General features: G+C 52.7%; 10 protein-coding genes. 7 read left to right on the top strand and 3 right to left on the bottom strand.

Annotation, left to right across the window (positions count from 1 at the left end; genetic code table 11):
- Position 1: 1 nt before the first annotated feature.
- The 7 genes from hyi to glxK all read left to right on the top strand — a co-directional run bounded on the left by hyi (position 2) and on the right by glxK (position 8,980).
- Complete coding sequence (hyi, locus tag HV213_RS21655; protein WP_181483247.1) at positions 2–778, top strand: hydroxypyruvate isomerase; 777 nt, start codon at positions 2–4, stop codon at positions 776–778.
- Positions 779–1,000: 222 nt separating this feature from the next.
- Positions 1,001–1,879 (top strand): 2-hydroxy-3-oxopropionate reductase, encoded by an 879-nt coding sequence (glxR, locus tag HV213_RS21650; protein WP_181483246.1) that lies wholly within the window; start codon positions 1,001–1,003, stop codon positions 1,877–1,879.
- Positions 1,880–1,931: 52 nt separating this feature from the next.
- Positions 1,932–3,185: an MFS transporter gene (locus HV213_RS21645; RefSeq protein ID WP_181483245.1), complete on the top strand. Its 1,254-nt coding sequence runs from the start codon at positions 1,932–1,934 to the stop codon at positions 3,183–3,185.
- 210 nt (positions 3,186–3,395) lie between these two features.
- Positions 3,396–4,850: an allantoin transporter gene (locus HV213_RS21640; RefSeq protein WP_181483244.1), complete on the top strand. Its 1,455-nt coding sequence runs from the start codon at positions 3,396–3,398 to the stop codon at positions 4,848–4,850.
- 107 nt (positions 4,851–4,957) lie between these two features.
- Positions 4,958–6,319: an allantoinase AllB gene (allB, locus tag HV213_RS21635; protein ID WP_181483243.1), complete on the top strand. Its 1,362-nt coding sequence runs from the start codon at positions 4,958–4,960 to the stop codon at positions 6,317–6,319.
- A gap of 185 nt (positions 6,320–6,504) precedes the next feature.
- Positions 6,505–7,812, top strand: coding sequence for a uracil/xanthine transporter (locus tag HV213_RS21630; RefSeq protein ID WP_181483242.1), 1,308 nt, complete (start codon positions 6,505–6,507; stop codon positions 7,810–7,812).
- Positions 7,813–7,834: 22 nt separating this feature from the next.
- A complete protein-coding gene (glxK, locus tag HV213_RS21625; protein WP_181483241.1) occupies positions 7,835–8,980 on the top strand; it encodes a glycerate 3-kinase in 1,146 nt (381 codons plus the stop codon).
- Positions 8,981–9,254: 274 nt separating this feature from the next.
- Here the strand turns inward: glxK and allE are convergent, their stop codons facing one another.
- From allE to allD, 3 genes are read right to left on the bottom strand one after another with little or no spacing between them, the layout of a single operon-like run.
- Positions 9,255–10,037 carry a (S)-ureidoglycine aminohydrolase gene (allE, locus tag HV213_RS21620; protein ID WP_181483240.1) on the bottom strand — a complete coding sequence of 261 codons (783 nt, stop codon included), beginning with the start codon at positions 10,035–10,037 and terminating at the stop codon, positions 9,255–9,257.
- 10 nt (positions 10,038–10,047) lie between these two features.
- Positions 10,048–11,283 (bottom strand): allantoate deiminase, encoded by a 1,236-nt coding sequence (gene allC / locus HV213_RS21615; RefSeq protein WP_181483239.1) that lies wholly within the window; start codon positions 11,281–11,283, stop codon positions 10,048–10,050.
- Positions 11,284–11,304: 21 nt separating this feature from the next.
- On the bottom strand, positions 11,305–12,354 hold the full coding sequence (gene allD / locus HV213_RS21610; RefSeq protein ID WP_181483238.1) for an ureidoglycolate dehydrogenase: 1,050 nt from the start codon (positions 12,352–12,354) through the stop codon (positions 11,305–11,307).
- Between the last annotated feature and the right edge of the window lie 112 nt (positions 12,355–12,466).

Genomic DNA, 12,466 nt, shown 5'->3' with positions numbered 1-12,466 from the left:
TATGTTGCGCTTTTCTGCCAACCTATCAATGTTATTTCTGGAATATGATTTTTTGGATCGCTTTGAGAAAGCGGCAGCCTGCGGTTTTCGCGCCGTTGAATTTATGTTCCCGTATGACTATGCGCCCGAGGTATTAAAGCAAAAGCTGAGCGACAACCAGCTTGAGCATACCTTACATAACCTACCCGCTGGCGATTGGGCGGCAGGGGAGCGCGGCATTGCCTGTATTCCCGGTCGCGAAGCGGAATTCCGCGAAGGCGTTGATGCCGCTATCCGCTATGCCAAAGCGCTGGGCAATCGCAAAATAAACTGTCTGGTCGGTAAAACGCCGATGGGCTATCGCGAAGAGCATATTCGCGCGACGCTGGTGGCGAATTTACGCTTTGCCGCCGCTGCGCTGGCCCAGGAAGGCATCCTTCTGCTGATTGAGCCGATTAATTACTTCGATATGCCGGGCTTTTATTTGAATACCACTCATCAGGCGCTGGCGCTGATTGATGAAGTGGGCAGCGATAATCTGAAAATCCAGTACGATATTTACCATATGCAGCGCATGGAAGGGGAATTAACCCATACTATGCAAACTTATGCCAATCGTATTGGCCATTTACAGATTGCCGATAACCCACATCGCGGCGAGCCGGGTACCGGTGAAATTAATTATGATTATCTTTTTAAATTTATCGATAAATCAAGTTATGACGGCTGGGTTGGCTGTGAATATAAACCGTTGACCACCACTGAAGCGGGACTGACATGGTTTAATCACTACCGTTAATTCTTAATTTACCCGTCATACTTCAAGTTGCTTGTGCGTTGGCTGCATTCACTCACCCCAGTCACTTACTTCTGTAAGCTCCAGGGGATTCGCTCTCTTGCCGCCTTCATGCAACTCGAATTATTTAGGGTATATATCGTTGGGCAGTATTTATTATTCCAAAAAATGGAAGGGATAACTATTGCCCAAATAAATCGAAACAGAAATTCTAAGAGGACACTTATGAAACTGGGATTTATTGGTCTGGGTATTATGGGCACCCCGATGGCGATTCGCCTCGCTAAAGCAGGCCACGCTCTGCATGTCACCACCATTGGCCCGGTTGCCGACGAGCTGCTTTTGCAGGGCGCACAGCATCTGGCCACCGCAGAGCAGGTCGCGGAGCAATCTGAGATTATTTTTATTATGGTCCCGGATACCCCGCAGGTTGCCGAAGTGCTGTTTGGCGAACACGGCTGCGCCAAAGCGGCGCTGAAGGGAAAAACGCTTGTTGATATGAGCTCTATCTCGCCGATTGAAACCAAACGCTTTGCGCAGCAGATTCGGGATTTAGGCGCGGATTATCTGGATGCGCCGGTTTCCGGCGGCGAAATCGGCGCGCGCGAAGGCACGCTCTCGATTATGGTTGGCGGTGAAGAAAGCGTGTTTAATCGCGTGAAGCCGCTGTTCGATATTTTGGGGAAAAATATCACCCTCGTCGGCGGTAATGGCGACGGGCAAACCTGTAAAGTCGCCAATCAGATTATCGTCGCGCTGAATATTGAAGCGGTCTCTGAAGCGCTGGTTTTTGCTTCGAAAGCCGGTGCCGATCCTGCTCGTGTGCGTCAGGCGCTGATGGGCGGTTTCGCTTCGTCGCGTATTCTGGAAGTGCATGGCGAAAGAATGTTGAATCGGACATTTAATCCGGGCTTTAAAATTTCGCTGCACCAGAAGGACCTTAATCTTGCGCTGCAAAGTGCGAAAGCGCTGGCGATTAATTTACCGAATACCGCAACCTGTCAGGAGCTATTTAATACCTGTGCCGCCAATGGTGGCAGTGAATTAGATCACTCGTCTTTGGTTCAGGCACTGGAATTAATGGCGAATCATAAAATATCTTAATGAGAAAATGCTGCCGGTTCAGGCAGCATTTCTAAACCTCTGTGGTGAGTTTATGGATACTATCAATAAAACGGGTATCGACTATTGGAAGAAAATAGTCGTAGTGATGAGTCTGGGCTGGGTGGCGATATGGATTTACCGAACCGTATTAACGCCTATTTATCCTGAAATTCAGGCCTCGTTAGGCAACGTCAGCAATGCTGAAATTGGCGCGATTGCCAGCTTCTATTTTCTCGCCTACTGCGGAATGCAAATTCCCTGCGGGATTCTGGTCGATAAGCTGGGCCAGAAAATTATGCTGATGTGTGGTTTCTCGCTGTTTATTATCGGCACGCTGAGTATCGCTAATGCGGGGAATCTGACGCTGATTTATATCGGTTCGTTACTGGCCGGTGCGGGCTGCGCTTCCTTCTTTAGCTCCGCCTATTCGCTGTCGTCAGCTAACGTACCGCAGGAGCGCCGGGCGCTGGCTAACGCCATCATCAACAGCGGCTCCGCCATTGGGATGGGGATTGGCCTGATTGGCTCGAGCATCCTGGTCAAAAGTATGCATATGGCATGGCAAAACGTGTTGTTTATCGTCGCCGCGATTCTGGTGGTGATGCTGTGCGTCTTTACCCTGGTGATTCGTCGTAAGTTGAAAGAGCCAGCCGCAGAGGTCAATAAAAATAGCGCCGTGGCGTCAGCACCCGTTGAGGATAAATCAGCACCGCTGTTTTCCCCGCTGCTATGTAGCGTCTACTTTCTCTATTTTTGCACCTGCTACGGCTACTATCTGATCGTCACCTGGCTGCCTTCTTATCTGCAAACCGAACGCGGGTTTGACGGTGGCGCCATTGGTCTTGCTTCAGCGCTGGTGGCGGTGGTCGGGGTTCCGGGCGCGCTGTTCTTTAGTCATCTCTCGGATAAATTCCGTGACAGTAAAGTCAAAGTGATCCTCGGGCTGGAGATCGTCGCTGCAGCAATGCTGATGTTTACCGTTCTGTCGCCGAATACCACCATGCTGATGATTAGCCTGGTGCTCTACGGCCTGCTGGGCAAAATGGCCGTCGACCCGATTCTTATCTCGTTTGTCTCCGAACAGGCGTCAGCGAAAACATTAGGTCGCGCCTTCAGCTTATTTAATTTCTTTGGTATGAGCTCAGCAGTGGTTGCACCGACGCTCACCGGTTTTATTTCCGACCTGACCGGATCAAAAGAAATTAGTTTTGTGATGTCTGCCGGGTTAGTTATCACCGGAACATTAGTGTTTGCGCTGATTACTTTGCGTAAGAACAAAATACGGCCTAAGACAATCCCAGTATAATAAATATATACCCGTCATACTTCAAGTTGCATGTGCGTTGGCTTTCCTCGCTCACCCCAGTCACTTACTGGAGTAAGCTCCTGGGGACTCCCTGCGTCGCCGCCTTCCTGCAACTCGAATTATTTAGGGTATAAATAAGTATAATAATTTTTTGTTCCACATAGCTAAACCTATTTACAAACGTAATCCGATGCGTATTAAGAGGGAATTATGGAACAAACTCAAGATCTATATAAAGCCAGAGGTTACAGCGACGATCTATTACCCAAAGTAGAATCACAGCGTAACTGGAAGACATTTAACTATTTTACCTTATGGATGGGTTCGGTACATAACGTACCTAATTATGTGATGGTTGGCGGGTTCTTTATTCTTGGCCTGTCGACGTTTAGTATTATGATGGCAATAATATTAAGTGCATTTATTATTGCGCTGGTGATGGTGTTTAATGGTGCCGCCGGAAGTAAATATGGCGTGCCGTTTGCCATGATATTAAGAGCCTCTTATGGCGTACGCGGGGCATTACTGCCTGGGCTGCTCAGAGGCGGCATTGCGGCGATTATGTGGTTTGGTTTGCAATGCTATGCCGGATCGCTGGCGTTCTTGATTTTGTTAGGAAAACTGTGGCCGTCGTTTCTGACGCTCGGCGGTGATTTTAAGCTGCTGGGACTGTCGCTACCCGGACTGATCGCCTTTCTGGTGTTCTGGTTGATAAACGTTGGGATTGGGTTTGGCGGCGGGAAAGTCCTCAATAAATTCACCGCGATACTGAACCCCTGTATCTATATTGTGTTCGGCGGCATGGCTATCTGGGCTATTTCGCTGGTGGGGATTGGACCGATCCTGGATTATTTACCGACCGGGGTGGCAAAAGCGGAAAACAGCGGTTTCCTGTTCCTGGTGGTGATTAATGCGGTCGTCGCCGTATGGGCGGCACCAGCGGTGAGCGCCTCGGACTTTACCCAGAACGCGCGCTCGTTTCGCGATCAGGCCCTCGGGCAAACCCTTGGCTTAGTGGTGGCGTATATACTGTTCGCGGTGGCCGGGGTATGCATTATCGCCGGGGCCAGTATCCATTACGGCATGGATACCTGGAACGTGCTGGATATTGTGCAGAAATGGGACAGCCTGTTTGCCTCATTCTTTGCGGTACTGGTGATATTGATGACCACGATTTCCACCAACGCTACCGGTAATATTATTCCGGCGGGTTATCAAATCGCGGCGATTGCCCCGAGCAAACTGACGTACAAAAACGGTGTGCTGATCGCCAGTATTATTAGCCTGCTGATTTGTCCGTGGAAATTAATGGAGAATCAGGACAGTATTTATCTCTTCCTCGATATTATCGGTGGCATGCTTGGCCCGGTTATTGGGGTGATGATGGCACACTATTTTGTTGTAATGCGCGGGCAAATTAATCTTGATGAGCTGTATACCGCTGCCGGTGATTATAAATATTTTGATAATGGCTTTAACGTTACTGCATTCATTGTCACGATTGTGGCGGTTATTTTATCGCTGGGTGGGAAGTTTATCCCGCTGCTGGAGCCATTCTCACGGGTGTCATGGTTTGTTGGCGTTATTGTCGCTTTCGTTGCGTACTCTTTACTGAAAAAACGGGCGCTGCCGAATAATTTACCGCGTCCGAATGCTGTTAGCTGAATTTATTATTACCAGGAAAGTTTATTTCAGGGATGAAGAATCAATACCCAAAGCCACAAGCAGAAGTATGGCGGGTTACTTATCTGTACACATACAAGGAGTTTTATATGTCTTTTGATTTAATCATTAAAAACGGCACCGTTATTCTGGAAAACGAATCTCGGGTGGTGGATATCGCGGTTACCGACGGCAAAATCGCTGCTATCGGTGAAAACCTCGGCGAGGCGAAGCAGGTGATGGATGCTTCGGGCCTGATCGTTTCGCCGGGGATGGTCGATGCGCATACGCATATTTCTGAACCGGGCCGTACCCATTGGGAAGGTTATGAGACCGGCACCCGCGCGGCGGCAAAAGGCGGCATCACCACGATGATTGAAATGCCGTTGAACCAGTTGCCGGCGACCACCGACCGCGAAACCATCGAACTGAAATTCGATGCCGCGAAGGGCAAGCTGACCATTGATGCCGCGCAGCTTGGCGGCCTGGTTTCCTACAATCTGGATCGCCTGCACGAGCTGGATGAAGTGGGCGTGGTCGGCTTTAAATGTTTCGTTGCTACCTGCGGCGACCGTGGAATCGACAATGACTTCCGCGATGTTAACGACTGGCAGTTCTTCAAAGGCGTGCAAAAGCTGGCCGAGATGAAGCAAACCGTGCTGGTGCACTGCGAAAACGCGCTGATTTGCGATGAGCTGGGCGAAGAGGCGAAAAGGGAAGGCCGCGTGACCGCCCATGATTACGTCGCGTCGCGCCCGGTGTTTACCGAAGTTGAAGCCATCCGCCGCATTCTGTATCTGGCGAAAGTCGCCGGTTGCCGCCTGCACGTGTGCCACGTCAGCAGTCCGGAAGGCGTGGCTGAAGTGACTCGCGCTCGTCAGGAAGGCCAGGACGTCACCTGCGAATCCTGCCCGCACTACTTTGTGCTGGATACCGATCAGTTCGAAGAGATTGGCACCCTGGCGAAGTGCTCTCCGCCGATCCGCGATGCGGAAAACCAGAAAGGCCTGTGGGAGAAGCTGTTCAACGGCGAAATCGACTGCCTGGTGTCCGACCACTCTCCGTGCCCGCCGGAAATGAAGGCTGGCAACATTATGCAGGCCTGGGGCGGGATTGCCGGTCTGCAAAGCTGCATGGACGTGATGTTCGACGAAGCTGTGCAGAAGCGCGGCATGCCTCTGTCACAGTTTGCTCGCCTGATGGCGACTAACGCTGCTGATATTTTCGGTCTTAAGCATAAAGGTCGTATTGCTCCGGGCAAAGATGCCGACCTGGTATTTATCCAGCCGAACAGCAGCTACGTCCTGCAGGCGGAAGACCTTGAGTATCGCCATAAAGTCAGCCCGTACGTGGGCCGTAAGATTGGCGCGCGTATCACCAAAACCATCCTGCGCGGCGATGTGATTTATGACATCGAACAGGGCTTCCCGCACGCGCCAAAAGGAAAATTTATCCTTAAGCATCAGCAGTAATGGGCGAATAAAAAGTTGGGGATGGTTTTCTCCCTCTCCCTTTGGGAGAGGGCCGGGGTGAGGGCATTTGTGGGCATATTTCCCCTCACCCTAACCCTCTCCCTAAAAGGGGAGAGGGGACCGTTCCTCGCCCCATTCCATATTTAGCGCCTGTTTAACGGCAGGCGCTTTTTCAGGATTTCATCATGGTGGTATTTCCGCTAAATAAACGAAACACCCTGGCGGGATTTCAATGGTTCTTCTTTATCTTCTGCAACACCGTTGTGGTACCGCCGACATTACAATCCGCTTTTCAGCTTCCGGCCAGCGCGCTGATTACTCTCACCCAATATGGTTTTATCACCACCGGGCTGGCCTGCCTGGCGCAGGCGATATCAGGTCACCGGCGTGCCATTATGGAGGGCCCGACGGGACTCTGGTGGAGCACGATCCTCACCGTTACCGTCGGCGAAGCCGCGCGCGGCACCGCGTTCGACAGCATTGCGACCAGCCTCGCGGTCGGCATATTTCTTTCAGCTGTGTTAACTATCATCATTGGCGTCAGCGGCATCGGCCATCGCCTGGCTAAACTCTTCAGCCCGACGGTAATGGTCTTTTTTATGCTGCTGCTCGGCGCACAGCTCACGACTATCTTTTTCAAAGGCATGCTCGGACTGCCTTTTAGCTCGACGCAGGCCAACGTGGCGATTCAGCTGGCACCATTCGGCCTCGCGCTGGCGGTGATGATTCTGGTGCTGGGGATGATTATTTTCCTCCCGGACGGCATTGCCCGTTATGCCCTGCTGATGGGCACCCTGGTGGGATGGGCAAGCTGGTATCTGCTGTTCCGCACGGCTCCTGCCACAACGGCATCCGGGCCGATTCACTGGCAATGGTTCCCGCTGGGCTACGGCGGCGAATTACGTCCCGGTATTATCCTGACGGCATTGTTGGCGGGGCTGGTGAATATCACCAACACCTACGGGGCCATTCGTGGCACCGACGTTTTTTACCCTGAACAGGGAGCCAGTAATACCCGTTATCGACGTAGCTTTATTATTTCCGGATTGATGACGCTCATTACGGTGCCGCTTAGCGTTGTGCCGTTTTCGCCGTTTGTCTCATCAATTGGTTTATTAACCCAAACCGGAGAAACCTCGCGCCAGCCGTTTATTATCGGCTGCTTGTGCTGTCTGCTGGTTGGGTTATTTACGCCGCTGACCCATTTTTTTACCACCCTGCCGCTGCCAATTAGCAGCGCGGTGATGCTGGTCTCTTATCTGCCGTTGTTATATTCCAGTTTATCTTTCAGCAAGCAAATTACCTTCACTGCACGAAATATCTACCGGCTGGCTCTGCCGCTATTTGTCGGCATTTTTTTAATGGGTCTTCCGCCGGTCTATCTCCAGACGCTGCCTCTGACTATCCGCCCTCTATTGGGTAACGGCTTATTAATTGGCGTGCTGCTGGCGGTGGTTATGGAAAATCTCATTCCCTGGGATCGTATTAAATGATGACATCAATAAAGGATGAACCATGAAAATTATTATTGCACCGGACTCTTTCAAAGAAAGCGTCAGCGCCAGCCGCTGCGCCCAGGCGATTAAAGCGGGTTTTGTCTCTATTTTTCCGCAGGCGGAGTACGTCTGCCTGCCGATTGCCGACGGCGGCGAGGGAACGGTTGAGGCGATGGTTGAGGCCACCGAGGGCAAAATGGTAATGCTGCCGGTGATGGGGCCGATGGGGGATTTTGTTGGAGCCTTCTATGGCCTGAGCGGTGACGGTCAAACCGCATTTATTGAAATGGCGGCAGCCAGCGGACTGATGCTGGTCCCGGTTGGGGAGCGTAACCCTATGCGGGCCACCAGTTACGGCACCGGGGAGTTGATTCGCCATGCGCTCGACGCTGGGGTTCGCCATATTATCCTCGGTATTGGCGGCAGCGCCACGGTTGACGGCGGAATGGGTATGGCCCAGGCGCTGGGCGCGCGCTTTCTCGATAACATCGGCGAGAGCGTCGGACTCGGCGGCGGGGCATTAGAGCGGCTGGTGCAGATAGATTTGCGCGATCTTGACCCGCGCCTTAGCGAATGCCGGATCGACGTCGCTTGCGATGTCGATAACCCGCTGCTTGGCGCACGCGGCGCGGCGGCGGTGTTTGGGCCGCAGAAAGGAGCCTGCGCACGGATGGTCGAAGCCCTTGAACGCGGATTAGAAAACTATGCTCAGGTGCTGCTGGCGGCAACCGGTCAGGATGTGACGACGATTGTCGGCGGCGGCGCGGCTGGGGGGATGGGCGTGGCGGCCTGCGTGTTCCTCAACGCGGCGCTGAAGCCGGGCATCGATATCGTTATTGAAGCCGTTCATCTGGAGGAGGCGCTGCGCGATGCGGATCTGGTGATTACCGGTGAGGGGCGGATTGATTCGCAGACCGTTGGCGGTAAAGCGCCCATCGGCGTGGCGCGGATTGCTAAAAAGCACGGTATCCCGGTTATCGGCATTGCGGGCGTATTGGGCGATGGCGTCGAAGCGGTTCATCAGCACGGTATTGATGCGGTATTTAGCATTCTCCCCGCACTCGCGCCGCTGTCCGAAGTATTGGATCGCGGAGAGCAGAACCTTTACGCCAGCGCACGCAATATTGCCAGCGTAATCAAACTCGGCCAGAACATTCCAGTCTGATATACCCGTCATACTTCAAGTTGCATGTGCGTTGGCTGCGTTCACTCACCCCAGTCACTTACTTTAGTAAGCTCCTGGGGATTCGCTCTCTTGCCGCGTTACTCGGCCTACGGCCTCGCCCCTACGGGGCCAGCGCAAGCGCTGTTCAAAGCACAAGTGCTTTGTCATGCAACTCGAATTATTTAGGGTATAAAAAATGCCACGGTTCTCACCGTGGCAAAATCCAACATAGCTAAACAAAAACAAATTCAACGATCGGACATTTTAGCGACTATCAGATCTCAACGTCGCGATGGCAATCTTTCGAGTAGATATAGCTAAACGCCTCGCGCCCGACGCCATATCCCGCCTGCAGTGAATAAGCGCCCATAAAGATATAATCGCCTTTTTTCACCGGTACCCAGTTGTTGTCGAGGTTATAAACGCCCTGGCCGGAAAGAATATAAGCGCCGTGCTCCTGCACGTGGGTTTCGATATAACCGTGGCTGGCACCCGGTTCGAAAGAGAGAATGTGCATATTCATATCGAAGCCCAGCTCTTTCGGCAGGAAATCGATCAGAATAACGTCTTCCATCCCTTCATAATGAATCCGCTCAAGCTGGCTGACGTTACCAGTGACCAGATAAGGCGCATGATTTTCAACCGGAATATAGCGGCGCTTGTAAAGGAATAGCTGGCTGTCGCCTGCATAGTTATTAACGAACGTCACTTTCTCGCCTGGTGGGCAATACAAATAGCCGCCCTCGGTCAGCGGGAGGGTTTTGCCTTGCGCCTGGGCGGTGATTTCACCTTGAATCACATACAGGAAGGTTTCAATTCCTTCGCCGCCAAAGCCACTTTTATTACCGCCGTTGTCATGCAGCGTCACCAGATAATCAACAAAGGTCGCGCCTAATTTTGGCGTCGACAGAATCGTCACATCGCAATTATCAAATCCCGGAATAATATTTTTGACCAGGCCATCCGGCGTTAGCAGCGCATAATTACCGTGGCGCACGATGGAACGGCTGGCCAGTAAATCGTCGCGATAACCCACTACATTATTTAAATATCCCATTATTTTTTCCTTATTCAGTCCAGGCCAGTTGATGCAACATTAATGCGAGGGTTTTCACGCCTTCCGCCAGATCGTCGATATGCGTGCTTTCCGCCGGGTTATGGCTAATACCCTTTATGCTCGGCATAAAGATCATGCAGGTCGGGAAGCAGGGGGCGAAAATTTGCGCGTCGTGTCCCGCGCCGCTGTGCATCACGCGGAAGTTAACTTTCTCTTTTTCGCAAAGCGCAGTGAGCTGAGTGACCAGCGCTTTGTCCATCGGTACCGGGGCTTCATCCATCCACAGATCGATCTCGATGCCGATCTCCATTTCCTGACAGATTCGTCGCATATCGGCTTCGATCACTTCAGTAAATGCCGTTAATTCAAACGCATCGGTATGGCGGCAGTCCATGGTGAAGACCGTTTTACCCGGCACTACGTTGACGGTGTTCGGCTGCGGGTCGACCTTACCGAAGGTCAGCACCAGCGGGTCGCCGTGGGCTTTCGCCTTGGCGATAGATTCACAGCAGATGCGGCTGAAGGCGTGGACGGTATCGCGGCGGTAGCCCATTGGGGTGGTGCCCGCATGGTTGGATTCGCCGTTGAGGGTGATGGTGTAACGGCGCTGTCCGACGATGGCGTTGACCACGCCGATGGACTGCTTGTTGGTCTCCAGTACGCGGCCCTGTTCGATATGCAGCTCAACGAAGGCTTTAATATCGCGGCGCGGAGCCAGCGGTGCTGCGGGCAGCGTGAAGCCGCACTGCTTCATGGCATCAACAAAAGCCACGCCTTTGGTGTCTTTGATATCGCGAACGTCCGCCGGGTTGGCGATGCCGACGATATTTTTGCTGCCCCAGAACACATAAGGGAAGCGGCTGCCTTCTTCTTCCGCTAACGCCAGCACTTCGACGGTACGCAGCGGCTCGCCGTAGGTCTCTTTCAGCCAGCGAACCGCCAGCCATGCAGCCAGCGCGCCGAACTGGCCGTCAAGATTACCGCCGTTGACCACGCTATCAATATGCGAGCCGCTAAGGATAACTTCGTCGGGAAAGCGCGTACCGGGCAGGCGGCCATACAAGTTGCCGACCTCATCAAAGCGCGTCTCCAGCCCGCTTTCGCTCATCTTTTGCTTGAACGCCTGTTGTGCCTGTAGCCATTCCGGCGAGTAGAGCAGGCGGGTTATGCCCCCGGTTGGGTCAGCGCCGAAAGAGGAAAGCCACGGCAACGTCTCTTCAATTGCCTGTCGAAAATAATTAGCCATACGCAACTCCTGTATCTTAATTTATTGAGCAAAAGGGGAATTGGTTTCATAAGAGCGGTTATATAAAGCGTCAGAAACCAGATAGTCATAAATCTCATCAACGATCTCGATACCGTCGACGGCGCTGTTTTTCTCGTTGATATCCAGGTTCTGCCCCGGGTAATAAACCTGGTTAAATCCGGGGGCTGGCGTAATGGCGTTTAATTCGCGCATGGTGTCGCTGATATGCTGGCGGAATAACGCGCTGGAGGAGAAAAATTCCGGGTTGATAACGATATGCAGCTGGCCGAGTTCGCGTCCCTGGCTCAGGTTGTCGTACATTGAGCTGACCTGACGGCCAAAGGGAAGGTTGAGCAAAATGCCGGAGAGCACGTCGATCATCATCATCAGGCCGTAGCCTTTTGGACCCGCAGCCGGCAGCAGGGCGTGAACGGCAAACGGGTCGCTGGTCGGCGCGCCGTTTTTATCCACCGCCCAGCTATCGGGGATGGTTTCATGACGCGAGCGGGCGTCGAGAATTTTCCCCCAGGCCTGCACGGTGGTCGCCATATCGAAGGTGATGATATCGTCGCCCTCACCGGGTGCGGCAAAGGCCAGCGGATTGGTGCCGTAATAGATTTCCGCGCCGCCAAAAGGGACCACCATCGGGTCTGACTGACACAGCGAAAGCCCGATAAACCCGGCGCGGGCTGCCTGCTGCGCGAAGTAAGAGATCGCGCCGCTGTGCCCCATGCGCCGAATGCCGACCACGGCCACGCCGTTTTCCCGGGCGATGTCTATCGCGTGCTCCATGCCCATTTTGGCGGCAACCTGACCGGCGGCGTTATCGGCATGCAAAATCCCGCTGCAGGGGCCGCTTTTTTCAAAGGTGAAGGTGGGGTTACGATTGGTTCCACCTTTTGAAATACGCTCCGCATAATATTCAACGCGAACCGCGCCGTGCGAATGAATTCCCCTGGCATCGGCATAAACCAGCACGTCGGCAATAATATCCGCGTGATGATGAGTAAGCCCTGCTGTGTTCAGCTTATTGGCAATAAGCTGATGAAGTGTTTCCCGACTGACTTTCATCTGTCTTCCTTTTAACGACGGTGTAGAGCCTGACTGACGACTAAAATACGGGGAAAATAAACTTAAATTGTGATCTGTACTGGTAAAAATAGTTAGTTAGATTTTATTTGAT

The sequence above is a fragment of the Klebsiella sp. RHBSTW-00484 genome (genome assembly GCF_013705725.1).
Classification (GTDB): Bacteria; Pseudomonadota; Gammaproteobacteria; order Enterobacterales; family Enterobacteriaceae; genus Klebsiella.
Note: the sequence above shows the minus strand (reverse complement) of the source record. Positions and strands in the feature narration are given on the sequence as shown.

Excerpts from the sequence above, each read along its gene's own strand:
- hyi (WP_181483247.1), top strand. The coding sequence starts at position 2 with ATGTTGCGCTTTTCTGCCAACCTATCAATGTTATTTCTGGAATATGAT.
- glxR (WP_181483246.1), top strand. The coding sequence starts at position 1,001 with ATGAAACTGGGATTTATTGGTCTGGGTATTATGGGCACCCCGATGGCG.
- HV213_RS21645 (WP_181483245.1), top strand. The coding sequence starts at position 1,932 with ATGGATACTATCAATAAAACGGGTATCGACTATTGGAAGAAAATAGTC.
- HV213_RS21640 (WP_181483244.1), top strand. The coding sequence starts at position 3,396 with ATGGAACAAACTCAAGATCTATATAAAGCCAGAGGTTACAGCGACGAT.
- allB (WP_181483243.1), top strand. The coding sequence starts at position 4,958 with ATGTCTTTTGATTTAATCATTAAAAACGGCACCGTTATTCTGGAAAAC.
- HV213_RS21630 (WP_181483242.1), top strand. The coding sequence starts at position 6,505 with ATGGTGGTATTTCCGCTAAATAAACGAAACACCCTGGCGGGATTTCAA.
- glxK (WP_181483241.1), top strand. The coding sequence starts at position 7,835 with ATGAAAATTATTATTGCACCGGACTCTTTCAAAGAAAGCGTCAGCGCC.
- allE (WP_181483240.1), bottom strand. The coding sequence starts at position 10,037 with ATGGGATATTTAAATAATGTAGTGGGTTATCGCGACGATTTACTGGCC.
- allC (WP_181483239.1), bottom strand. The coding sequence starts at position 11,283 with ATGGCTAATTATTTTCGACAGGCAATTGAAGAGACGTTGCCGTGGCTT.
- allD (WP_181483238.1), bottom strand. The coding sequence starts at position 12,354 with ATGAAAGTCAGTCGGGAAACACTTCATCAGCTTATTGCCAATAAGCTG.